Below are 25,053 nucleotides of genomic sequence, written 5' to 3'. Positions count from 1 at the left end.
GCCCAATATAGCAAAAATATTAGGACTACCAACTACTTTACACCGGCCATTTTTCCAGCTTGTAAGCACTGTCCCAAAACATAAATTCCAGTTTACACGCTTTCTCATACGCTGCATGCATCGCCTCTTCCTGCGCAGGAGTGGCTACTGCATCACAAAATGAAACGGCTTTCTTCACCAGCTCTCCAAAAGCCTCACCGGCATAGGTATCGATCCAGTTTCTATATGGATGATCTGCGGCAGTTTGCTGTGCATAAATGTAATCTCCTACTCTCTTATAAATCCAGAAGCAAGGCAGTACTGCTGCCATGGCTACTTCCACGGAAGCCAGTGCGCAGGTACCCAATAAAAAGCCCGTATAATGATGGCAGGAAGGAGAGATGGTCGTTTTTTCTGTTATATCATATTGTTTAAAATAGGCAGCATGCAATGCATTTTCTACCACAATTGCACCTTCTGCAAAACGGGTGTATTGCAATACCTGCTCTACCGTATAGGCCCTGGCGGCTATGAGCGATAAGGCACGTCCAAACTGTTCGAGATACAAGGCATCCTGGGCGATGTAAAATTTGAATTTTTCTACCGGCAATGTACCGTCTATCAGTTCTTTGATAAATGGCATGTTGATGATCTCATCATAAATGTGCGCTGTACGCTGCCACGCTCTTTCACTCCAGCTCATGGGTAATTAGTTTTTCCGGTGCAAAAAAATGGTTCAGTGGGCCGTGCCCCTTTCCTGTTTGTACATACTGCCCTGCGGCAATGGCCGTATGGATATACTGACTGGCTTTGTCTATTGCTGTTACCAGTTTTTCTCCTCTCGCCAGATAGGCGGCGATGGCAGAAGACAATGTACAGCCTGTGCCATGGGTATTCGCTGTGTCAATATGCTGGCTGGAAATAATATGCGCATGCTGCTGCTGATCTTTGTACACATCAAACAATTCCCTGCCTGCAAGATGCCCTCCTTTTACCAACACCGCATTACACCCTGTTTGCAATATGCTATCAGCTGCCTTCTGCATATCTGCCAGGTCATGCAATGGCATGTCTGCAAGGATCGCTGCTTCATCCAGGTTAGGTGTGACCAGCGATACCAGCGGGAACAGCTGTTCTTTTAAAATTGAGATAGTAGATGATTCTATCAACCTGTCTCCACTCGTAGCCACCATCACAGGATCCAGCACCACCGGAACATCCGGGTATTGCCGTAATGTTTCCGCGATAGCCAGCGCCAGTTCAGGCGTATGGATCATTCCGATCTTAATGGCCGCAGGTTGTATATCATCCATTACGGCACGTATCTGACCCGTTACAATGTCCGGGGGAATACTATGAATGCCCGTTACGCCCAGTGTATTCTGTACAGTAATTGCAGTAATAGCTGATGTACCAAAGCAACCTAATGCGGAAAATGTTTTAAGGTCAGCCTGTATGCCGGCTCCTCCCCCACTGTCAGAACCAGCGATGGTCAACACAGGTACATATTTATATTTTGTCATAGTGCTTTTTCTATTTGAAGACGAATGGCAGCTGCGGCCCTTTCGGGATCTGGTGCTGCACAAATGGCGGATACAACCGCCAGGCAATCAGCGCCCGCTTTGATCACATCTGCTGCATTCCCTTCATGGATGGCTCCGATCGCAACCAGTATCTTATTTGTCAATGAACGGATATGCCGGACGCCTTCCAGTTTCCATTCTGTAACCGTATCTGTCTTGGTGGGTGTGGCAAAAACCGGACTCAGTGCGAGGTAGTCTGCAGCTGCCGCCTCAGGCGTATACAACTGTTTTTCATATTCGATAGAATATCCCAAAATACCGCAGGATGGCCATTTGGCCCTGATAGCCAACGGCTGTATATCACTATTTCCTACATGTATACCCGTTGCCCCACATGCCTGTGCGACCCATAAATTATCGTTGATGACGAGCGGTACACCGTGTGGTACCAATGCTTCTTTCAGCCGGAGTGCACTTGCTAAAAAAGCAGGGTTATCAAGTTGCTTCTCACGTAACTGGATCACATCTACACCGCCTTTGATAGCGGCTGTTGCCACTGCTACCAGGTCTCTGCCTTTACAGGCTTCCCCGCTGATCACCAGGTACAGTCTGCGATTAAACATGCGACTCTTCGAGTTTTATAAGTGATGCCACTGCTTCATCTGTCAGCTGGTATAACTGATCCAGGATATTCACCTGCATACTACCCGGACCGCTGGAAAGCTTTGCCGCTTTTTCACCGGCTATCCCTAACAGCGCCATTGCTGACACCGTTGCACAAAAAGGATCTTTAGGATTCACCGCTGCAAAGGCTCCTATGAGAGCGGTAGCTGTACAACCCATGCCTGTTACCCTGGACATTAACGGGTCTCCGTTGGACAATAAAATGGTGGTGTCCCTGCCCACTATGATATCTACCGCACCGGATATACATACCACACTCCCATACTGTCTTTGCAGGAAACGGGCAGCTTCTACCGCTGCTGTACTCTCCTCTGTACTATCCACACCTTTGGTCGTGCCTGCATTTTTGCGGGCCAGCGCCATTATCTCGGAAGCATTGCCCCTGATGATGGTCGGTTTCAAATCCAGTAATTGCCTTAGTATTTCATCTCTGTAAGGGGTCGCACCCGCACCTACAGGGTCCAGTATCCAGGGTTTTCCCAAAGTATTTGCCTGACCGATCGCCAGTTCCATGCTCTTCACCCAATATTCATCGAGGGTCCCGATATTGATCACCAATGCGCCTACGATCTTGACCATGTCCGCCATTTCTGAATGAGCATGTGCCATGATAGGAGATGCACCTACTGCCAGCAAAGCATTGGCAGTGTTATTCATCACTACGTAATTCGTGATACTGTGAACCAGTGGGGATTGTTGCCGAACAGTCAGGATCTGTTCCCTGATAAACTCCTTCATAATGCCATTTCGATTTTAAGATATAATGGCCAGGAGTACGCATGCGTTAAGCTGCTGCTTTTCCCTACGCCGGTTCTAACCGGATCAGGTGCGAAGAGTATTTCTCAGTTCCCCTAAAGGAACACCCCTAAAGCCGCTTCAAATTTAGCAAACAACGCGAGAAAATGACATAATTATTTTTTATACTTGTGTCCATGCGATTATTTGTATCAATGGCAGCTGTTGCCTGCCTTCTCCATGGGAGTGTAAATGCACAAACAGCTGACCTTCTGCGTTATGTTCAGCCTCTTTCCGGCACAGCAGCCAGCACAACAGCCTCCTCCCGGAAACATGGCAGTGGCACTGAATCTTATGCCAATACGATTCCCGCCGTAGGATTACCTTTTGGTATGACACAATGGACACCTGAAACGAATACGACTGAAAACAAATGTTTTCCTCCTTATACCTACAGAGACAGCCTGTTGACGGGATTCAGAGGCACCCACTGGCTAAGTGGCTCGTGTACACAGGATTATGGTAGTTTTACAATTATGCCTGTCACCGGGCATTTTACCACCGACTACGCCACTCCTTTTTCTCATGACAACGAAATCAGTACCCCCGCTTATTACAAACTGACATTACCAAATGTCACGACTGAAATCACCGCTACCGCCAGGTGTAGTATGCTCCAGTTCACCATGCAGCAGACTGATAGCCTCTACCTGTTACTCACACCCAATAGTGACCGGAAAGAAGGAGTGGTCAATATTCATACATACAGACGGGAAATCACGGGTTATAATCCCGTACACCGCATCTACCAGGGATGGGGCGAGCCGGCAGGTTTTTGCGGCTACTTCGTGATGCAGATAGAAACAATGGCAACGATCGCTAAACCCGGATATGCTGCCTATTATCTGCAAAAAGGGGAACAGGTGAGGGTACGTATCGGTACGTCCTTCACAAGTATTGACAATGCCCGTAAAAACCTCGAAGCTGAAATTCCTGACTGGGATTTTGCTGCATTGAAAGCAAAAAACGAAGCTGTATGGAACAAAGCACTGAGCCAGATACAGGTGCAAACCAAAGTAGAAAAAGACAAACGAATTTTCTATACTGCCTTCTACCATGCCATGCAACATCCCCGTTTATTCAATGATGTGGATGGCAGTTACCCCCGCTTTGCCGGAGATTATGAGATGGAACGTATGAAACAGGGGGATTACTATGACGATTACTCCATGTGGGATATTTACAGGGCCCAGCTACCGCTGTTTGAAATATTACAACCCAAATTGGTAAATGACTTCGCTGCATCTTTAATTCTGAAAGGACAACAAGGTGGATGGTTACCCATATTCCCCTGCTGGAATAGTTACACCGCTGCCATGGTCGGCGATCATGCAACTGCATTTATTGCCTCTGCATTTAATAAAGGTATCAGAGATTATGATGTACAGGCGGCGTATGCGCTCATGCGAAAGAATGCATTTGACATGTCTGCCGGTGCCGATTATAAAAACGGAAAAGGTCGCAGAGCATTGGACAGTTACCTGAAGTACGGTTACATTCCAATGGAAGACAGTGTACCAATGGCATTTCATAAAAAGGAACAGGTAAGCCGTACGCTGGAATATGCCTATGATGATTATGCATTATCTACCGTGGCCCGGGCGTTGGGGAAAACGGAGGATTACAATATACTGGCTAAGCGCGCGCAGAACTATCGTCATGTCATTGACCCGGCGGTAGGGATGGCGAGAGGCAAGTATGCAGATGGTAACTGGTATACCCCATTTAATGCCGATAAGAAAGAGCCATATATTACCGAAGGCACGCCAAGACAGTACACTTTCTATGTACCACAGGACGTAACTGGACTAGCTAAAATAATCAACCTGCAGGCGGCACTGGACAGCCTGTTTGCAAAAGATGAATACTGGCATGGAAACGAGCCGGGACACCAGATTCCTTTCATGTACAATTTTACAGCTACACCAGCAAAAACGACCCAGGTAGTACATAAAATCCTGGCGGAAGAATACAGCGACGGACCAGGAGGTTTAAGCGGGAATGATGATGCAGGACAGATGTCCGCATGGTACCTGTTTGCTGCGATGGGTTTCTATCCTGTAGATCCCGTGAGTAATAACTATGAACTGTCTGTTCCAATCTTTGATAGTGTCACTATTCTATTGCCAAACAACAAAAAATTCCAGTTGAAAGCAGTTCATAAGGGTAACAGGAGGAGTGTGCTGTATAACGGGAAAGCGCTGAAAGGACATGCAATTACCTATGAACAAATCATGCAGGGTGGCGAGTTGGTATTCTTTTTTTAGAAATTAAAACCAATGAGTTAGGTGATTACGTAAGCTTATTGTACCAGGCGTTTATGAGTCTGGCATAATTATGGATTTTCTACCATTGCATAATTATTTTTGAATCACCTAAAACCATATCAACATGAATGCACGTTTCAAATTCCTGCTGACAGCAGGTGCTATGTTCATTAGCTACGCAGGTTTTTCTCAGGTAAATTTGGGTGTTACTTCCGCTACCAGCAGTTCGGTAGCCGCAAGAACAAATGCAGCTGTGGTGAATAAAACCACCAGCAAAGTTGCGAATGCCACCCAGTCTACCGTAAGTAAGACCACCGCAGCTACCAGCAATAAAGTGACAAATACGACTGCTGCTGTACAACGCGCAAAAGGTAACACCGGCATATCTGCCAGTTCCCACACAACTACAGCTGCATCAGGCACTGACATTGCTACATCTTCTGCTACTACCGCAAATGCAAATGTAGATACCAAAGCAGCTACCGGCGAAGTAAAAAGCACTGCACACAAAGCAGCTGCGACAACTAAGACTGCGGCAACTAACACGGCGAATGATGTGAAGGCGACTGCAACGAGTGCTAAGACCGCCACTACAAACACTGTGAATGATGTAAAAGCCAACACCAGCACCACAGTGAAATCTACAGCGGCGACCACTTCTGCCAACGCCAACGCATCCGGTCATGTGAATGCCGGCAACTAATTCCTCTCCTTTTCAGTAACCATTTTATTTTATAAGTCATGATTGCCCGCATACAATTCCTTTTGCTGGCTGGCATTGCCATGCCCTTACTACTGCGCGCGCAGGATACGGCACAGGTTACATCGCAGGATACTGTGCAGACAACAAAGCCTGATATACGCCGCAATGTGTTTACCGCTAACCTGGACTTCCAGTCAAGGATCTCCTATTTCGGTCGCACAGACAGCCTGAAAAGCAGTCTGCTTAATCCCAGCATCGGCTACCAACTCAAAATGGGATTGTATGCGCAGGCAAGCATGATCTTTATCAACAATCCGGTCAACACACTGGATTATACCGCTACTATTTTCGAAGGTGGCTACCGTTTCGGACAAAATAAAAAAGTATCCGGTAACCTCTTTTACAATCAATACCTGTACGAGAAAAATACAAGGCTGATTCAATCTGTCGTAAAATCTCAGACCGGTTTCAATGTCGCTTTCGAAACAAAAGTGATCACCTTCAACGTGAATGGGAACCTGAAATTCAGCAATAAAACAGACGTAGGCGCCGCAGCAGGATTAGACCATCTCTTCCTGATACGCTGTCCTAAACAACATGCTGCTATCGGGATCAATCCTTCTGCCTATGCTTACTTCGGCACGCAGAATTTCACCAATACTTATTACGAACAAAAGAAGATCTTCAACCTCATTCCTACTACACCCGAAGCTGTCACAAAAAACAGTTCTGCATTCAATGTGCTCTCTTACGAATTCTCACTACCGGTTGTGTTTGTCTACAAGAAATTTAACTGTACCCTATCGGGCACTTACGTCATGCCCCAACACCTGATCAGCGGTGTTGAGTCAGGTAGTAATATGTTCTATTGTGCTGCCGGCATAGGCGTGCGCATATAGGCAATCTATTACCCGGCATTGTCGCAGGTTTCAGGTAGGGAAAAAACGGGAATTATCAAATGCTGTGCTTAGCGCAGCATTTTGCATTATATTTATCTTGTAAACCCAATCTACCATGTCTATCTACCTCTCTCCCGGTATTGATTCAACCACGTGATAGCATATGTATGAGTTTCACCAAAATCTGTAACACATGAAAACAACGACAGCATTATTACTATGCGGAGCACTATTCTTTTTAGCCTGTAGTAAAAAGGAAAACCCTGTAGAAACCGCATCAGCTAAAGAGCGCAGCTGTGCGACAATGGAAGTCTTGAATGCAAAAATGAAGGAAGACCCGACCCTGGCCGGAAGAATGGCCGCTATTGAACAAAATACCGCACGTGTACTGCAGGACCAATCCCTGAGTCGCCTGCTGCCTGATGGGTCTGTTCTGATACCTGTAGTGGTGAATGTATTGTATAGAACTGCTGCTGAAAACGTATCTGATGCCCAAATCCAGTCACAAATCGACATCCTGAATAAAGATTACAACGGTACCAACAGTGAATATTCAACTGTTCCCACACTGTTTTCCGGTGTGAAAGCGTCCGTTGGTGTACACTTTGTTTTAAAGAGTGTGGTACGTAAATCTACCACCAAAACATCCTGGTCTACCAACGATGCGATGAAAAAGAGCGCACAGGGTGGCATTAATCCAACTACGCCTGACTCCGTACTAAATATCTGGGTAGTAGGTGCCCTTAGTGGAGGTGTGATCGGTTATGCACAATTTCCCGGCGGAGCCAGCGCGACCGATGGTGTGGTGATCGCGTATGATTGCTTTGGTAATACCGGCACTGCTACTGCTCCGTTCAACCTGGGCAGAACCGCTACCCACGAAGTAGGTCACTACCTGAACCTGCGTCATATATGGGGAGATGCCACCTGTGGTACTGACTATGTAGATGATACTCCTTCCCACAACACAGCTAACTATGGATGTCCGTCTTATCCGCATTACAGCACCTGCTCCGGCACGCCTGTTGAAATGACGATGAACTTTATGGACTATACCGACGATGCCTGTATGTATATGTTCACTGCCGGACAGAAAAGCAGGATGCTCGCTACCTTCGTGAGTGGAGGTGGCCGGTACGGCTTTGCCCACTAAGGAAAACTCCGGGAGAGAGTTTTTTTACAAGCCCAGCTGCTTCAGAAAATTATCCTTGTAATTACTTCCGATAGGAATCTCTGTCGTATTAATAAATGCCCTGTTCCCCTCTATATGTGTGATACTGGCTTTATTGATAATAAACGAACGATGCACCCTGATAAATAACCCGGCCGGCAACAGCTCTTCAAAACCAGTAAATGTGATAGTCGGTAAGATCGTTCGCTGCTTTGTCACCACTTTCGTATAGTTGCCATTGGCCTCTGCGTAATAAATATCTTCGTACAATATTTTATAGATCTTTCCATCTGCCTTGATAAAGACGAAATGTTCCTTTTTACTGGCCGTAAAATCAGGTTCTGTCAGTTTCTCCAATGCTTTATCCACCGCTACTATGAACCGCTCCAATGAAAAAGGTTTTAACAGGTAATCGGTTGCATTCAGATCGAAAGCCTCCACGGCATATTCCTTGTAAGCCGTGGTAAAGATCACCTGTGGCTGGTACTTGAGTGTCTTTAAAAATGCCAGGCCATTCAAGACCGGCATATTGATATCCAGAAAGATCAATTCAATATCTTCCTGCTGTGCAATAGCTTTGGCTTCCAGCGCATTCCCACAGGAGGCTATAATGTTCAGCATCGGAAAGTGACTGCAATACGTTTGTATGATCTGCCGCGCAATAGGCTCATCATCTACTATCAGACAATTGATCTTTCTCATCATTCTTTATTTTTAACTGCAACTGTACCGTGAAATACTTTTCTTCATCCGTTATGTTCAGGCTATATTGGTGGGGGTACAGCAAAGATAAGCGCTTCCTCACATTCCCGAGGCCCAATCCCCCGCTATGTTCATGTGCTCCCTCTCCCTTCGAGTTCTTCACCGAGAAAAGAATAGTATCACTCCAGCGCCTGATCATTATCTCTATAAAGATCTTGTCGCTGGTCGTATTCTTGGAATGCTTAAATGCATTCTCTATAAATACAATCAGCAACATCGGCGCTATCATATCCCTTACATCATCAAAAGGTTCTATCATCGTATTCAGGTGCAGGCGCTCCCCGATCCTGATCTTTTCAAACTCCATATAGTTGTTGATGTAAGTCAGCTCCTCCTTTAAAGGTACAAACAATTCCTTCGCATCATATACAGAGTACCGCAACAAGTCGGATAATTGCAGCAATAATGCCGGCACCTTATCAGGAGAGGTGATTGACAACCCGTACATGTTATTGAGGGTATTAAACAGGAAGTGCGGACTTAACTGGGACTGCAGATTCTGTAACTCACTCTGGCTATGAGCAGCCAGGATCTGGGCTTCCACCAGGTGGGCAAAGATCCGGGTACGGAATAGTTTGATCAGCATACCCAGTGTCAGACTCATGGCCAGGAATGCCATCGGGAACAGGAAATCGTGGAAAAAGTCCTGTCGCTGGATCGCTTTACCTACAAAGAGAAAGGTAAAGCCACTGGACAGTAAAAAGATCATCGACAGCACCACCAGCGTTACTGCTGATACATGCTTTTTCCCATCAATAAATAACAGCGACAGGAACCGCCCCGTGTACACCGCCCCCAGGAAACCAAGGGTGAGCGCAAAGGCAATCTCCTCATCGTCCGACGTAGTAAAACTATGTACATACTGTCTGATCAGGATGAACAACACGACCGCGGTGATCCCACCGGCTATAAGATGTATTTTCAGGTTTCCCACCGTTTTCATATCGAATGTGTTTCTATGGTACAAATATGAGCAACTACGCTCAATCTGCCACCTGATAATGACGAACCCCAAAAAATGACTGACGAACCTTGAAAATAAGGTTTTCGTCACGGATCTGCCCAGTTACGTCACTAAAATTTCTTCTACCTCCGCTACCAGAGCATCTTTGCTAAAAATCACACAGTCATGAAACCCATATTGACCATCTTTATCAGCCTTTTCTTCTTCGCCTCCGTTTACGGGCAGGACACCACCAAGGTGAAGCAGGTTCAACTTAAAAGTATTGAAATAGCCGGTAAAAAGCCCCTGCTGGAGCAGAGTATTGACAGAACCGTAGTCAATGTAGATGCCATGATCAGTGCTGCCAGCAGTAATACCCTGGAAGTATTAAATAAAACCCCGGGCGTGATCGTAGACCAGAATGGTAATATCACCCTGAATGGAAAAGGAGTCATGGTATTAATAAATGGCAGAACGACCTATATGTCTGGTCAGGATCTGGCTAACTACCTGAAAGGACTGCCTGGTAGCACACTGGATAAAATAGAACTGATGGATGCGCCGCCGGCTAAATATGATGCAGCAGGTGGTGGTGTGATCAATTTAAGACTGAAGAAAAGTACCATTCTCGGCCTGACCGGCAATATATCACTGAGTGCCAACCAGGGTATTTATGCCAGGACAAATGACGCCCTCAATATTAACTATAACTATAAAAAGACGAACTGGTTTGCGGGCCTCAGTTATAACCGGGATGCATCTTACGATGATGATAAAACCAACCGGGATTACTTTGCCGATAGCCTGCATGTATTCCTTCATACGAGGGTCAGTGGCAAATCAAATACCAAAGGTATCCGGCTGGGAATGGATTATAATGCCAATGCCAACACAGTCATCGGGTTTGAAGTGAACGCGCAGCAAAGACCTTCCATTTATACAAGAAACAATACCAGTGAATCCAGTAACGATAGCACCAGCAAAGGATTTACGTATAGCAATGCCGATTGGAAAAATTTCAGTGGTAACGTTAACTTCCTGCATAGATTCAATAACAAAGGACATGAAATTTCTGCTGACGCCAGTTATATTACCTACAACAACAAAGATGCACAGGACCTGGTTAATGACAATGACTTCTTCTACTACAAGCTGCTGTCTGACATGCAGATCTTTGCTATCAAATCGGATTATGTACATCCCATAGGTATCGAAGCAGGTGTAAAATCCAGCTTTGTTAAGAATGATTATGATTCAAGATATTTTAATGAGAAGTGGATACAGGTAGATAGTAATTCTAATCATTTTATTTATGATGAGAATATCAACGCAGGATATGTCAATTTCAAAAAGAAATGGCAGCGCTGGGGGGCACAGGTTGGTGTGAGAGTAGAACATACCAACATTACGGGCAGACAACCGGGGAATACCGCTATCGCACCTTCTATATACACGCGTAGTTATACACAGGCTTTTCCGACGATATTCCTGAGTTATAGAATGGATAGCGCCGGCAATCATACCCTGAGCTGGAACCTGGGCAGAAGAATCAACAGGCCGAATTACCAACAGTTAAATCCTTTTATTGCATACGAGAATAATTATACATACAGTACCGGCAACCCTAACCTGCGCCCGCAGACAAATTACAGGACTGAACTGAAATACCAGTACAAACAATGGCTGGGACTGGGTCTGCAATACAACTGGTTCAAGGATATTATCTTTACCCTGAGCGATGTGGAAAACAACATTTACATTTCAAAACCGGAGAACGTGGCAAAAGGATACATTGCCATGATACTGGTCAATTTAGATCTGCACCCTGCCAAATGGTGGGACCTGAATGCGAATATCATGGCCGGAGGTATGAAACTGAACGGACAGGCATTCGCAACCAAAATGACTGCAGGAACCTTGTCTTCCAGGGTACGGCTGTATAACCAGTTTAATCTCTCTCACGGCTGGAGTGCAGAAGCAATCATGGACTATTCAGGCAGGAATATCAACGGGCAGGATATCATCAATGCAAGGACCATTTTTTATGCGGGTATTCAAAAGAAATTGTGGAATAACAAGGCCAGCCTGAAACTGAATGCGGAAGACATCTTTCATACAGCTGGCCAGAATAACCATTCCGATGGCGTAAAAGACAGCTACTATACCCACAGGGGAATGTTTGACTCGCAAAGAATCGGGTTAGCTTTTAGCTATCGCTTTGGTAAAGAAACATTTGCACGGAAACGCAACCATAGCGACAACACGGCTGATCAGGAACAGGAAAGGGCGAAGTGATTCCGTTGTATCTTTAGGGCATGAAGCGAATAATTATAACATTGTTTGCCCTGATGGCAGGTATCAACGGGCATAGCCAGGCAAAAGTTTTACTCAGACCGGCAGTGGATAAATTGTTTACCGGGGCTGTACAGCAACAACTGGGATTAAAATATCCGATACGGCTGGTATATAGTTTCTCAGATAACAACGGGAATTATTATCTGCCCCTTTGTGAGAGTGAGGAAGGTTTGGTAGATGGGGATAGTTTGCATTACAGGATTCAGGCCGTGAATCTGAAATATGAAAACGGCCAGTTTGTGAAACAGTGGGAGTTGAATGATTTTGTACTGAATGAACAGGATGAAGGGAGTATCTGGTTTTATACAAAGTATGTGAAGATTGATGATATAGATGGCGATGGATTGGCAGACCCGATGATCATCTATGGAAGTACCGGCATGAATGGCAGGAGTGATGGCAGGTTAAAGATCCTGCTGTATTATAAAGGGAAAAAGGTCGCCATCAGGCATCAGAATTCAGAATTTGATGGTGCGAGGGTGACCGCCGTGGATAAAGATTTCTATGAATTGCCGGAAAAGGTGCAGCGCTTTGTGAAAGGGGTGATGAAGCGAATGGCAGACGACGGGCAGGCAATTTACGCAAGTGGCTGGGTGATGAAAATGAGTAAGAAAATGACAACCTTACAATAGCAGAAAAAAGCCTTTCGTCAGAAGCGAAAGGCTTTTTTACACGGCTTTGGCCTGCTGCCATCCGGAAAGCGTGGCTACTTCTATCCAGGGAGTAACTTCCCTCGCGGGAAATGCATTCGTTACGGATGCTGTGCATAAGCAATGACAGATGCCTTACCCAGCATGGTCATATTCAGGTTAAATCCTACATACGCCGCTGTCGCTCCTTTATCCAATGTCAATGGACTCTTCAATGCATATACAGTGATCAGGTACATATGTGGCAAACCCGGTGTAGGTGCAGGACCACCATAACCCGGCTGACCAAAATCTGTCACGCCCTGTACCGCACCTGCCGGTAATAACTGTTTCGCGGGATTACCTGCACCAGCCTTCAACTCCTTTACATCTGCGGGAATATTGTACACCACCCAATGCCAGAACCCACTCCCGGTAGGTGCATCAAAGTCATACATGGTCACGGCAAAAGCCCTGGTACCTGCCGGTGCATTTTCCCACGACAGTGCCGGGGACTGATTTTCACCGGTATACCCCATCATATTGTTATACTGCTTTGGTGAGAACTGTCCTCCCAGATCACTGCTCTTCAGGGTAAAGGTCTGTGCATGTGCATGGATAGCAAAGCATGCTATCATAAAAAATAAGGTGCTTAATTGCTTCATAGATCCTCGTATTTTGTTTGTAATACAAAGTTACGGGGAGCCATAGGGGCGGGTGTATAGCTAACAGGTCAGAACTTATTGCAAAACGGTCATTTTCTGTTGCTGGTATTCACTGGGGGTTACGCCGAATACCTGCTTGAAAGATTGCGTAAAACTGGAATGGTTCTCATATCCCACCTTATGATATACATCACTCGGTTTCTCGCCGTTGTTGAGTAATAAGGTGGCCGCTATCTCCATCCTTTTCTGCAAATACCACTTACTGGGCGCCACACCATACACCTTTGCAAAACGACGCTTGAAAGTTGAGGTGCTCATATTACAGAGAAAAGCCAGTTCATCTACCGTGATATTGTTCTCTATATGTGCTTCCACTGCCTGGCGGAAGTCATTTTCTGCTGCATGGGCTGTACGGAGACTCAATACCTGCTGCGGGTATTGATCCATGAGGTGCAGCATCAATTCTTCAAACTTCAACACCTTCATTTCCCGGGAAACGGGTCGGCCTGTGCCCAGCATCAGCTCCAGGGAGCGCAGGAAATTTTGCAGGAACGGGTCCAGCTGAAAGGTGATAAAGGCTTGCTGGGTAACCGCGGGAGTATGACCTACATGCACCTGGGATGGCCCCGGATATTTGATAAAAAAGTCAGCCAGGACTTTATTGTCGAAGAAAAACAGGATACTGCGATAAATGCCATTTTCAGGGGCATTTTTCTCGCTCATCAGGCAATTGCCACAGGAGAGCATGATGAACTGAGAAGGGTCAATCTGCGCGCTCTTTTCTGCGTAAAACGTCGTTTTTACTCCTTCCAGCAGAAAACTGAATAAATTGGTGTGCATAGTGATCTTGTTCTTCACCACATTTGATGAAGACCGGTAACTGAGTATATGCAAATTGTCAGTCTCTTGCACCAGGTCCATTGGCAGATTGAAGGTATCCATGGTACGAAGATACAATGCTATTTCCTGTATTGGTAAAATATGCCCTTATCAAAAGGTGTCCAGAGGCAGGCCCGCTGCCCACTGGCTTTCAGGCCGCTGTTTGCCCAGGTATTGCAGGTATGGAAGAGGCTGTAACTGCCTTTGGCTTCGTAGAAGGCATCGGTGCGCCCATAGTTGGCATTTGTTACGATATGCATGATCTGCCCGTGTTCATCCCGCTTGAAACTTTGCTGTATGTAGGCAATAAGTCTCGCATATTTAGCACTGTCAATGCTGGTACGGATGCAGTCATTTCCTTCCCGGAGGCTGCGGTAATAAGTTGCATGGATGGCGGCTGTACTCAGCCCGGTGGCTGCTTTAAAAGCCGTACTGAACTTCAGGTCTGCCCAGGTCGGCGTTTCGAGATAAAATCCCTTGTCGCCCCAGCCAAAGGCAATCCATTGTGCGGTGGTATCCCTGCCAATTGTATTTTCAAATAAGACGCTTTTGCTCCAGTCTATCTGCGCCGTTCTTACCGGCATCACCAGGTCTGTATGTACCCCGTTGGTAAGAATATACATGGGAATATTGCGATTGCCCGACGGCTCGGCAGCTACTGTGACCCGGGACAGGCCAAAGGCGAAAAGCAGGTAAAGACCAACTAATGCAACAGGCGTAAGAATGGTATATAAGGCTATCTTCAGTACTTTCTTCATGATCACGCAGGCTTGTCCTCCCGGACTTTATAACTTTGAATTGTCTTCCAGTGTTTTCCGCTCCTGTTTTGTAAGACTACGGAGCCCGTTCTTATGAATCTTTTCCAGCAGACCATCTATTTCATGTTCCCGCACCACACGGGCGGAATTATACTTATCATCTATGGTCAGGTCACCACGATGGTGCTTCCTGAAGTATAAGTTATCGACCAGCAGGATATGCGGATGCCTGATGACCATGTAGATAAAGAAGATCCCGGGCACCAGTATCAGCAGGATAGTGGTGTAATTGTACAACAGCGCCAGCGGTTGAAAAAGCAGTGCAGTCATCATGCCGACCATGGCCCCGCCAAGGTGGGCATCATGCCCGATATTATCACTTTTAGACCGGATACCATAAATTGAGTACAGCACATAGCCTATCCCAAACAACCACCCGGGCACCCGGAAGGGCAGGAATAATAATCCTATGCGAATACCCGGTTCCAGCGCTATGGCCGCGAAGATGATGCCACTCACCGCACCGGAGGCACCGATAGCGGTATAATCACCCTCATGACGATGCAGTAAAAGACTTAGCAGGTTGCCACCGACCAAACTGGCAAAGAAAACTGTGAGGTAAGCTTCTTTAGTAAGTACATAGTCTAAACTGCTGCTGAAGAAAAATAAAGCCAGCATGTTCAGAAACAGGTGCATTTTGTTAGCATGCAGAAAACCTGCACTGATCAAACGATCATACTGCTTATAAAGACGGACACCATCTACGTCGAATGCGTACCGGCTAAAGAAGGTCGCATCCCTGAATCCTTTGAACGAGACGATGATATTCACTACTATAATTAACAAACAGGTAAGGCCGATTGTCCCCATTTTTTCCGGTATTGAGATATTATATATAAAAATATAAAAAAAAATTTGAAGCCCTACCCTATATTGTTGTTAAAATTACCGCTATGATCACCACCAGACCTCAACCAGGAGAATACGTTGACTACCAGTTAAATTATATCAAACAGGTGGGAGATGCCCCTGTACAGCAGGTATTACTCGAATTGATCTATAAAGGATATAGCTTTTACACCAGCATCCCCGAAGAAAAGGGAGACTATGCTTATGCACCGGGCAAGTGGACTGTCAGGGAAGTGTTAGGGCATATTATCGATACAGAAAGGATCTTTGCTTATCGCCTGCTGGCTTTTATCAGGGGGGAACAACAGGGACTACCCGGGTTTAATCAGGATGATTATGTAAAACAATCTGATGCAACTGCAAGAAGTATTCAAGACCTTGCTGAAGAACTGAAAGCAGTGAGAACAGCCAATTATTACCTGGTGCGCAACCTGACTGAAGAGCAAGGCGCCATTAAAGGTACTTCTTCCGGCAACCCGATTGCGGTGAGAACTATTCTCTATATCATGGCAGGACATGAATTACACCATATGCAAATACTGAAAGAAAGATATCTCTAAAAAAACAGATGGTCTCCCCAGGTAAACAATAGCAATTCCTCCCTGCGGTCGTAGAATAAAATTGCTGCTATTCATATGGGGGGACCATCTCTTATTTTACAACTTGAAGAAAATACTCCGCTTGTACAACCAGTAACATAATCCCCATTCCAATCCCCACGTCACAAAGGCTGCCAGTACCTTAACCGGTACAAAGATCGCCACCACCCCATTCACCCACTGTGCACCAACCGTTTCAAAGAACAGGTAAATAAAGATCGCATTCATACCCACCACAACTGCCACCCACGTATACCTGGTATGCGCTTTAATATCTATCCACCAATACAGGAATGCCAGTATCAACAATACCCAGCCCACAGCTGCCAATACAAATCCCGCGGTCGCAATTCTCTTTATAATCGGAGACAGCCCCAGCCAATCTGCTGCAAAACCCAATATCAGGGCGATCAAGCCTGCCACCAGCAGCGTCAGCGTCTTTTGCACACCCGTACGGGAAGTCGTCAGCAGCTTACCTGCTGCCACGCCCCACAGGGTGTGTGCTGCCGTAGGAATGATATTGATGGCGACCCAGCCATCCGTATTGATCTTACCCATCAGCACCGTATCCATATAAGCGCCGAAATTGTGTGCTTCTACAAAAGGCTGATCAAAACCCGGCATCAGGATCGTTCTGTACAATACATCGTTGAGGATGATTAATAAGCACCCCACGATGATCTGCACTGTAAATGACTGGCGGATAAACAGGTAAGCGATAATGCTCGTAAACGCCAGCTGTGTCAATACATTCCATAACTCCCACACCGGCTTACCGGCATAGATACAATGCAACCCCACCCCGCAGATAAAGAGCTTCAGACTCCTGATCAGTATATGCCTGAAATTCTGCGCCCAGCTCACCCCTTTCCGCAACTTGCTCTCATATGAAATATACATCGCCGTTCCCGCCATAAACATAAATGCCGGCTGCACCAGGTCCCAGAAATGCAACCCATGCCAGGGATGATGAAAAAACTGTTCTATGAAGGCATTCGGCCACACTTCATGCAGACTATCATACACCCGGCAGCTCTCTCCTGCCAATAGTATCATGATGATACCCCGCATTACATCCAGTGATAATAAACGTCCGGAAGATTTTATCATATTATTGGATTGTGATCTTATGATTCAGGTTATTGTAGCCTGTAGTTGACTCCCATACATTGTTATTGGCCAAACGAATACTATACGCCGGCATATTTCTCAAGGTACTATATCCATCCGGTAAGTTCAGCAACACCTCATAGCTACCTGCCACCATGCCAGCAGGCAGTTTGAAAGATTGTCTTAAGGTAATATCCCCTGTGAGCCATTTACGTACCTCGGTGGTGAATACCAGCGTGTCAATTTTCTTACTCTCCGTATGTCGCAACAGTAATTGCACCGGACGCGGATTGTAAGGTGCCGCATACCCCACATTCTGTAAATGAATAGTGGCCGTCAGCGAATCGGTCTTTGCCAGTTTAGCGGGAAAGGTCGCATCTTTCAGTACCAGTCTATATCCCAGCTTACGCTTGATGTTATCCAGGCATCCACCTGTCTGCCAGTCGTTGTTAACGTCTGCATTGTAATCCGCATTCAAAAAACTATAATGCATATCGCTGAACTCTTTTTCTGCATGCCCGGATGGTTCACAATCGTTCTGCGGACTATATTCATCACTACAGGTCTCGCCTCCTACTACTACGTACTTACTATCCATGGAGACGAAATTGCGCATGGCTGTCGTCGCTTCTACCGGGGTAGCAGCGGAACTGCCATAGTCTGCAAAAGTGCCATAATCATTGGGCCCCGACAGGAAACAATCATTATGATATCCTATCCTGGACTTGTCGGTACCTGTTGCCGCTTCTTCTGCGGTCATAGCTACGGATGTTGGTAACGCACTTACACCATATACAAACTTCTGCTTCAGCTGTGGTAAACGGATCTGCACCATTCTATCTGCCGGCAGTGCATCCAGCATTGCCTTCAACACCTCTGACCTGTCCTGCCAGTTTTTATCCAGTAACTGCTTCTGTCCGTTAGAAGATGCATCGCCAAAATAATCCGTATAAAAGTTCTCTCCCCATACGCCGATAAAACCTAACTGCACCGTGGCAATCACGTCTGCATTGGCCTGCAATACCGGCTTCAACTGGGCAATATGACTCAATACGATATTCTTAGGGGCGTCTCCATAAGGTGTGCAGATCCAGCTCTCCGGACAACTGCCCGCTGTTACACTGATTGTATAAGTGAACCTCGGAATCAGTTTTACGCCAGCAGTACGGGCCGTCGCAAAGTCCTTCGCCAGGTTGGTTAAAAATGAAGCCGGCAGCGCTTTGTCTTTATACCCGCTCATGACAAAATACCGGAACACCAATGTACTCATTACACTAAAACTACCACCTGATGGTGTAGCCCCGCTTTTATAAGTAGCCAGGGTAGTCGCGTCTAATGCTGTGAAATTATCAACAGTCGTTTCCGAATATCGGTAAAACCCCCTTTCAGGATTTGTAAAATCTTCTGTACTCGCAGTATAGGTGATTGTTGTACTGTCTTTACCTACATTATTACCGTCGCCTCCACTCGTTTTATCACAAGCTATCGCCAGCAGCAGAACAGGGAATAAATTGCGCATCGCCCTCATGAATTTTTCTTTAATGATCAATAAAAAGGGCAGGTCATGCAAATTAATGCCTCCCTGCCCCCCTTTACCAGCTACGGCAAAAATTTACTCAAAGGTAACCTGATATGCGGCCACTCCAGATCCCGGCAGTGAGCCATAAGTTACTGACCAGTCGTTCTTAGTGGCCTGTATACCTATTCTGAACCCGGTAGATGCAGGCAGGTTTTTAATTTTGTTTCTTGAAAAACGCATTTCGTATTTCAGGGTCGTACCATCCTGCACAACGGTACCTATTGTATAGAATTCAGAAGCCCCTGAATCGTTCCATGCCCATGAATTGTTGGTACCTGCGTAGTTATACATCGCAGGTGGTATGGTAGTGGGGTCCAGCAGTGTACCCTCAATCAGTACATCCATACCTGCATCCAGGAATGTACCCGTCGCATATCCTACCGCAGGATTGTTATCTGAATCCAGGTAGATATCAAAGATATCATTCGCGGCTTTTGTTGACTTCACTTCAAAATAACAATAGATATAATTCGCATCATAGTCAAACTTCGCTTTCTTAAAGTAGGTTTCTGATGCAGCCGGCGTCACTACAAATACGGAAATCGTATCCCAGTCTGCCAGTGAATTATCATCCAACTTTACCGGCGATGTCTTGGCGATATTCACCACCGTAGACCCCTCCGTTACCTTGCCTTCTTTGGTATAAGCATACAAAGTAGGCACATACTTTCCCTTGCCGGGATAGGTGTGCACAGGACTTGCTTCTGTAGACGAATCCCCGTCTCCGAAATCCCATTTATAAGAAGCAGCACCGGTGGTTTCGTTCTTAAATGTCACATTGTACCCATCTATCTGTACTTCATAAAATAAATCAGCAGATGGGGTGCTTTTATCTTTCTTACAGGCTCCTGCTACTACCAGCAGTATCAGGGCTACCATGATATGTTTATTCAAACGCATGATCTACGGCTTTAAGTTTTAAGGATTCTGTGTACACAAAGTATTTGTCTGCATCTCATCTATAGGAATATAATAGATGGTTTTACTATTGTCCCAGTTAATGATCATGTTATCATAATTGGTAGGTAATACAGACAGGTTGATATCGGATTCTTTCAGCCCCGGCAGGTGATATCCCCAGTAAGTGCGGTTCAGCGCCCGTTTATTGCGGTACACATCAAATGCGCGATGTCCTTCAAATGCCAGTTCAATGCGTCTCTCTTTCAATACTACGTCCAGGATCGTTTTGCCGGCAGGAACTGCTGTGTACTGTGCATTTTCCAAACCACGATTCCTGCGGATCATATTCACATCTGCCAGTGCACCTGCTGTATTGCCCGCCTTCGCTGCTGCTTCTGCCCTGTTCAGGTACATCTCTGCCAGGCGGAACAGGATAGGTGAACTTAGTGTGGGACTATTGCCCTGACCGGAGAATTTAGAGATCATATACATCTCGATGCCATTCTTCTTCGCCACATTTCCACCCGCATCCTTAAATGGAACGATGTAGCTCCAGCGTACGTCGCTATCAGCATATTCCGACATCGTATCTCTCAGTGAAGTAGTTGCAAATTCCTCGCCCCAGCCAGATGTTCCATCTGTATAGATCATGGAAGCAATAGAGGCCTTTTTGTAATCATCCACTGTTGTGAAAGCGATACAGAAAATGGTTTCTGTGCTGGAAGTTGCGTTGGCAAACATAGAAGGATATCCACTGGCTGTCTCCAGGCTAAAACGACCTGAATTGATCACCATGTTGGAATAGTAAGTCGTACTGTCGGTATTATCTTCGTACAAAAAGGCCCTGGAGAGCAGCGCATAAGCAGCTTCTTTCGAAGCATACTGCACACCACGCGATGTGTTCATGAGACTGGCTGCCATTTCAGCATCGGAAATGATCTGTGCATAGGTTTCCGCTACAGTAGCTCTTGCCTTGGAAGAAGGATCGCTGGTGGAGGTACGGAGGATGACACCCGGTGCCGTAGGATCCTGTGTATAGGGCTTTGCATAAAAACGCGCTAACCCAAGGGTGGCCCATGCGCGCAGGAAATAACATTCTCCTATCATCTGCTTCACCTCATCACTGGGATTACTGATAGTAGCTGCTGCCGCCAGTACGGTATTCGCATCACTGATGATCTTGTAAGACACATACCAGAAGAAACGACTGTTCGTCTGGGTAGGCGTATGCGCCAGCGAAAAGCTGTAATAAAAAGCATCTGTCGTTGTTTGCCCACACACAATATCATCGCTGGCAAAATCATTCATCTGAAAATACTGGCGCAGGTACATATTGTTGTCGTCCCGGCCACCGGCAAAATCCATATGGTCCTTGAACAATGCATATGCCCCATTCAGCGCATTCTTCATACCAGTCACGGTGCTGGTCAGATTTTCTGTAGTGAGGGCGTCACTTGGACTCACATCTTTCAGACAGCTAGCCAGAAAGACAGGTAAGGTAAGTATGATAAAGAAAAATCTTGTTCTCATGGCCTGATAGTTTTTAACTAAAACCTGATGTTGATGTTAAACAGAAACTGGCGGTTGTTAGGATACTTAAAATCCGATACGCCCGGCATTACATAAGCGGTGGAAGTAATGGAAGTATTAGGATCCTGACCCAGGAATTTGGTGAACGTATACACATTATCTGCTGTCAGGGATACTGTCACATCATTCAACAGCCACCTGTTCACCAGCGATTTAGGTAGTTGGTAAGCCAGTGCGATATTGCGGATAGAAAGGAAACTACCATCTTTCAGGTAACGGTTGGATGTTTCTGTTGAGTTAGCCGCATTCTGTGGGCTGGGCTCTGTGGCCACATCTCCCGGTTTGGTCCAGATTTTATAGTCTTTCGGTAATACGATCTGGTTGTAGTACGGCTCATTACCATCGTTTTCCACAAAGCGCAGGGCATTACTGAATACCTTATTGCCCGTGATGAAATATGTATTCACGCTCAGGCTGATGCCTTTGTATTTCCAGGTAGACGACAGGCCACCCTGGAACTTAGGCAATGCTGAACCTACTTCCTGGTAGGTAGCGCTGGCATAGTCCGAAGTCGCTTCGCGGGTCGTCACCTTGCCATTGGCATCATAGTTTACTTTTTCCCATTGCGGTGCACCTGTTTCTTTGTTTACACCCAGCCACTTGGGCATGTAGAATTCATAGAGGTTACCATCGTTGCGATAGATCTGTGAAATACTCCAGGTAGACTGTGTACGGGTAATGCTGCTGGGTAACTGGCGCAGTTTGTTGGTGTTTACATTCACACTCAGGTCTGTGCTCCATTCAAAATCCTTTGAACGGATATTCACTGAATTGATGCCCAGTTCAATACCGTTGTTCACTACCTGCCCTACGTTTTCCCAACGTTGTTCAAAACCGACGGACAGGGGTTGAGATACCTGTAACAGGAGGTTCTTTGTAATATTATTATACGCGTCTGCTGTAAGGTTTAACCGATTGTTGAGCACACTCAGATCCACCCCAACGTTGATCTGTTGCTTGCTTTCCCAGGTCAGGTTCGGACTGGGCAACTGTGAAGGCGTTGCTGCTGTAGATCCATTATACTGGCTGTTCAGCGAATAAAGACCCAGGTAGCGGCCTGCCCCGATGTCCTGTGTACCTGTCACACCAAAACTGGCTCTCAGTTTCAGGTTATTCACAAACCTGGTATCTTTCATGAAGTCTTCGTTGCTAAGCACCCATGCTGCAGATACCGCCGGAAAGGAACCATAACGTTTGTTCGAAGGGAATGCAGTCGATCCATCTATACGATAAGATCCTGTAAGGAAGTATTTCTCTTTGTAGCCATAGCTCACCTGGGAGATCAGTGACTGGATGATGGACTGATCTGCGGAGCCGTATACCATCTGGGTATTGGATACCACGTTCAACACCTGCAGGCCTAATGGTAAGCCCCTGCCGGAGCCACCCAGTACTTCATTTTTGCTGTTTTCAATGGCCACACCCGCCAAGCCGGTGAGGGAGTGATCACCAAACCTGAATTTGAATTTCAGGAGATCATTTGAAATAAAGCCATAACCCAGGGTACTGTATTCATAGAGGTAACCATCATTATGATAAGCCACCGTTTCAGGAGAATAGTAATCTTTTGATTTCGAATAGTTCACCGCACCACGGTTGCTGCTGCTGAAAGATAACCACGGGGTAATGTTGATATTCAGGCCCAGGTCATAATTCACATCGAAAGTTTTGTACGGATGTGAGGAATTCGCCACGGTGTGCACCGGGTTCGTCCTGTCTCTCGACCACCATTTAAATGTAGAACTACCATCTACATACCTGGGTGATCCATCGGCGTTGTAAGGATTATCCCACGGCATACCCAGGTACGCATAATACACATCTTCGTAGTTGTAAGACTTGCCATTGGTACCACTGATATTGATATTGTTGGTAACAGCTACATCCTTCGTGAAATGATAAGTAGAGTTAGCACGCAGGTTCACACGCTGATAACCTGAGTTCATGAAAGTACCTTTTTCATTATAGTAAGTGAGTGCTGTATAATAGTCGTTCTTTTCTGTACTACCACTGGCAGCGATATACACGTTCTGCATGGGAGCTGTGCTGAACATGGTATTCAACCAGCTGTAGTTCTGATCCAGCAGCGTTTTGGGTCGCTCACTGTAAAATTTGAGGATATCAATTTTATAGGAATTGTTCGTCGTACCCGGTACGTAATCACGGTAATACTCCTTCTGGTGATCATACAGTTCGCTGCTGTTCATCATCTTCATCTTGCCGAAATCAGGTTTACGGAAACCGGTTGTTACTTTTGCTTCGAACTGTGTTTTCCCCAGCTTTGCTCTTTTGGTGGTAACGATGATCACACCGGCATTTGCCTGGGAACCATACATGGCAGTTGCACCCGCATCTTTCAGTACCGTTACGTTTTCCACATCATTAGGATCGTAATTACCGCCTATAATCCCATCTACGACCACCAGTGGAGTCTGCGATGCATTGACAGATGAAACACCACGCAGCCTGATTTCGGAAGCGGCACCGGGGGCACCGGAGCTGTTCACTACCTGCAGACCAGCTACCTTTCCCTGCAGCATACTACCGAGGTCGTTGGTGGTGACGTCTTTCAATTTCTCCGCATTCACTACAGTAACAGCACTGGTCAGTTCTCCTTTCTTTTTATCACTATAACCGACTACCACCACTTCGTTGAACTTTTTGGTGTCTTCTTCCATCAGAATGCTGATTGTACCATGCACACCTGCAACAGGATATTCTTTTGTAGCGAAACCAATATTGCTGATCACGAGTACATCTGACTTATTCAGATCACGGAGCGTAAAGTGACCCTCAGCATCAGATTGCGTACCTCTGCGGGAGCCTTTTACGATCACGGTTGCACCGGGTAATCCTGCGCCACCGGGTGTCGTGATCCTGCCTGACACGGTAATGGTCGTATCTGCCAGCACGACCGGAGTGATCTGTGCTTTGTGGATCACGAAGCTATTTCCCTCCAGTGAATAGGTGACCTGTTGATTTTTAAGACACAGGTCGAGTACATCCTGCACGTTGGCCTCCTTCACCTGAAAAGATACGGGGATGGTATTGGACAGTACCTTTTCAGAATAAACAATAGAGACACCCGTTTGCGTGATGATCTCGGCAAACACTTTTTGTAGCGGCGCTTCTTTTACCGTTAAAGTAACCTTCTGGGAATACCCTGCAGCGGCAACGTGCAGACAGGTGACCAGGAGAAGTAGGGCGGTCAGATTCATAACCAGGCAAATTTTGGTTGATAGCCCGCGCACACAGCGGGCCATTACATTACAATCGAAATGCATACTTTTGTAGTGTTTGGTAGTACTTAAATGGTCTTACAGTGATTATTCAAGGAATGCCGGATAAGTAAAC

General features: G+C 46.1%; 22 protein-coding genes and 1 riboswitch. Of the genes, 7 read left to right on the top strand and 15 right to left on the bottom strand.

Annotated features, from left to right (window positions below; genetic code table 11):
- Nucleotides 1–37: 37 nt before the first annotated feature.
- Genes ABDW33_RS03330 through thiM form a run of 4 tightly spaced genes read right to left on the bottom strand, consistent with a single transcriptional unit; the run spans nt 38 to nt 2,924 of the window.
- A complete protein-coding gene (locus ABDW33_RS03330) occupies nt 38–682 on the bottom strand; it encodes a TenA family protein (RefSeq protein WP_343688645.1) in 645 nt (214 codons plus the stop codon).
- On the bottom strand, nt 669–1,502 hold the full coding sequence (gene thiD, locus ABDW33_RS03325) for a bifunctional hydroxymethylpyrimidine kinase/phosphomethylpyrimidine kinase (protein WP_343688644.1): 834 nt from the start codon (nt 1,500–1,502) through the stop codon (nt 669–671). The genes ABDW33_RS03330 and thiD overlap by 14 nt, the downstream gene beginning before the upstream one ends.
- Entirely contained in the window at nt 1,499–2,125 is a 627-nt protein-coding gene (gene thiE, locus ABDW33_RS03320) for a thiamine phosphate synthase (RefSeq protein WP_343688643.1), read from the bottom strand. The genes thiD and thiE overlap by 4 nt, the downstream gene beginning before the upstream one ends.
- On the bottom strand, nt 2,118–2,924 hold the full coding sequence (thiM, locus tag ABDW33_RS03315) for a hydroxyethylthiazole kinase (protein ID WP_343688642.1): 807 nt from the start codon (nt 2,922–2,924) through the stop codon (nt 2,118–2,120). Before thiM ends, thiE begins: the two co-directional genes overlap by 8 nt.
- Nucleotides 2,925–2,968: 44 nt before the next feature.
- A riboswitch (TPP riboswitch) is annotated at nt 2,969–3,063 on the bottom strand.
- Nucleotides 3,064–3,118: 55 nt separating this feature from the next.
- On the opposite strand from thiM, the gene ABDW33_RS03310 reads away from it, so the two are divergent.
- The 4 genes from ABDW33_RS03310 (at nt 3,119) to ABDW33_RS03295 (ending at nt 8,003) form a co-directional block, all read left to right on the top strand.
- Entirely contained in the window at nt 3,119–5,248 is a 2,130-nt protein-coding gene (locus ABDW33_RS03310) for a GH92 family glycosyl hydrolase (RefSeq protein WP_343688641.1), read from the top strand.
- A 124-nt stretch (nt 5,249–5,372) separates the two neighbouring features.
- A complete protein-coding gene (locus ABDW33_RS03305; RefSeq protein WP_343688640.1) occupies nt 5,373–5,951 on the top strand; it encodes a hypothetical protein in 579 nt (192 codons plus the stop codon).
- Between the two features lie 38 nt (nt 5,952–5,989).
- A complete protein-coding gene (locus ABDW33_RS03300) occupies nt 5,990–6,850 on the top strand; it encodes a hypothetical protein (RefSeq protein ID WP_343688639.1) in 861 nt (286 codons plus the stop codon).
- 193 nt (nt 6,851–7,043) lie between these two features.
- Nucleotides 7,044–8,003, top strand: coding sequence for a zinc metalloprotease (locus ABDW33_RS03295; RefSeq protein ID WP_343688638.1), 960 nt, complete (start codon nt 7,044–7,046; stop codon nt 8,001–8,003).
- A 24-nt stretch (nt 8,004–8,027) separates the two neighbouring features.
- Here ABDW33_RS03295 and ABDW33_RS03290 read toward each other — a convergent pair whose 3' ends face one another.
- A complete protein-coding gene (locus tag ABDW33_RS03290; protein WP_343688637.1) occupies nt 8,028–8,726 on the bottom strand; it encodes a LytTR family DNA-binding domain-containing protein in 699 nt (232 codons plus the stop codon).
- Nucleotides 8,692–9,726, bottom strand: a complete 1,035-nt coding sequence (locus tag ABDW33_RS03285; RefSeq protein WP_343688636.1) for a histidine kinase — start codon at nt 9,724–9,726, stop codon at nt 8,692–8,694. The genes ABDW33_RS03290 and ABDW33_RS03285 overlap by 35 nt, the downstream gene beginning before the upstream one ends.
- A gap of 186 nt (nt 9,727–9,912) precedes the next feature.
- Here ABDW33_RS03285 and ABDW33_RS03280 point away from each other — a divergent pair, with 186 nt between their 5' ends.
- Both ABDW33_RS03280 and ABDW33_RS03275 read left to right on the top strand, forming a co-directional pair.
- The gene (locus ABDW33_RS03280; RefSeq protein ID WP_343688635.1) at nt 9,913–12,021 is read left to right on the top strand and encodes an outer membrane beta-barrel family protein; all 2,109 of its coding nucleotides are present in this window, start codon (nt 9,913–9,915) and stop codon (nt 12,019–12,021) included.
- Nucleotides 12,022–12,041: 20 nt separating this feature from the next.
- Nucleotides 12,042–12,713 (top strand): hypothetical protein, encoded by a 672-nt coding sequence (locus ABDW33_RS03275; RefSeq protein ID WP_343688634.1) that lies wholly within the window; start codon nt 12,042–12,044, stop codon nt 12,711–12,713.
- Between the two features lie 119 nt (nt 12,714–12,832).
- On the opposite strand, the gene ABDW33_RS03270 is transcribed toward ABDW33_RS03275, so the two are convergent.
- From ABDW33_RS03270 to ABDW33_RS03255, 4 genes are all read right to left on the bottom strand, one after another.
- Nucleotides 12,833–13,375, bottom strand: a complete 543-nt coding sequence (locus tag ABDW33_RS03270) for a YbhB/YbcL family Raf kinase inhibitor-like protein (protein WP_343688633.1) — start codon at nt 13,373–13,375, stop codon at nt 12,833–12,835.
- Between the two features lie 75 nt (nt 13,376–13,450).
- Entirely contained in the window at nt 13,451–14,317 is an 867-nt protein-coding gene (locus tag ABDW33_RS03265; protein ID WP_343688632.1) for an AraC family transcriptional regulator, read from the bottom strand.
- 17 nt (nt 14,318–14,334) lie between these two features.
- Nucleotides 14,335–15,012, bottom strand: a complete 678-nt coding sequence (locus ABDW33_RS03260) for a TIGR02117 family protein (protein WP_343688631.1) — start codon at nt 15,010–15,012, stop codon at nt 14,335–14,337.
- 27 nt (nt 15,013–15,039) lie between these two features.
- Nucleotides 15,040–15,882: a rhomboid family intramembrane serine protease gene (locus tag ABDW33_RS03255; protein WP_343688630.1), complete on the bottom strand. Its 843-nt coding sequence runs from the start codon at nt 15,880–15,882 to the stop codon at nt 15,040–15,042.
- Nucleotides 15,883–15,965: 83 nt separating this feature from the next.
- On the opposite strand from ABDW33_RS03255, the gene ABDW33_RS03250 reads away from it, so the two are divergent.
- The gene (locus ABDW33_RS03250; protein WP_343688629.1) at nt 15,966–16,481 is read left to right on the top strand and encodes a DinB family protein; all 516 of its coding nucleotides are present in this window, start codon (nt 15,966–15,968) and stop codon (nt 16,479–16,481) included.
- Between the two features lie 96 nt (nt 16,482–16,577).
- Here ABDW33_RS03250 and ABDW33_RS03245 read toward each other — a convergent pair whose 3' ends face one another.
- The 5 genes from ABDW33_RS03245 to ABDW33_RS03225 all read right to left on the bottom strand — a co-directional run bounded on the left by ABDW33_RS03245 (nt 16,578) and on the right by ABDW33_RS03225 (nt 24,917).
- Nucleotides 16,578–17,630, bottom strand: a complete 1,053-nt coding sequence (locus tag ABDW33_RS03245) for a DUF5009 domain-containing protein (RefSeq protein WP_343688628.1) — start codon at nt 17,628–17,630, stop codon at nt 16,578–16,580.
- A gap of 1 nt (nt 17,631) precedes the next feature.
- Nucleotides 17,632–19,149: a DUF4832 domain-containing protein gene (locus ABDW33_RS03240; RefSeq protein WP_343688627.1), complete on the bottom strand. Its 1,518-nt coding sequence runs from the start codon at nt 19,147–19,149 to the stop codon at nt 17,632–17,634.
- Between the two features lie 93 nt (nt 19,150–19,242).
- Nucleotides 19,243–20,109, bottom strand: a complete 867-nt coding sequence (locus ABDW33_RS03235; RefSeq protein WP_343688626.1) for a PKD domain-containing protein — start codon at nt 20,107–20,109, stop codon at nt 19,243–19,245.
- A gap of 18 nt (nt 20,110–20,127) precedes the next feature.
- Entirely contained in the window at nt 20,128–21,639 is a 1,512-nt protein-coding gene (locus ABDW33_RS03230; protein WP_343688625.1) for a RagB/SusD family nutrient uptake outer membrane protein, read from the bottom strand.
- 17 nt (nt 21,640–21,656) lie between these two features.
- On the bottom strand, nt 21,657–24,917 hold the full coding sequence (locus tag ABDW33_RS03225) for a TonB-dependent receptor (RefSeq protein WP_343688624.1): 3,261 nt from the start codon (nt 24,915–24,917) through the stop codon (nt 21,657–21,659).
- Nucleotides 24,918–25,053 lie beyond the last annotated feature (136 nt).

Source organism: Chitinophaga sp. (assembly GCF_039596155.1).
GTDB lineage: Bacteria > Bacteroidota > Bacteroidia > Chitinophagales > Chitinophagaceae > Chitinophaga.
The sequence above is the reverse complement of the archived record's forward strand: the minus strand, read 5'-3'. Positions and strand labels throughout refer to the sequence as shown.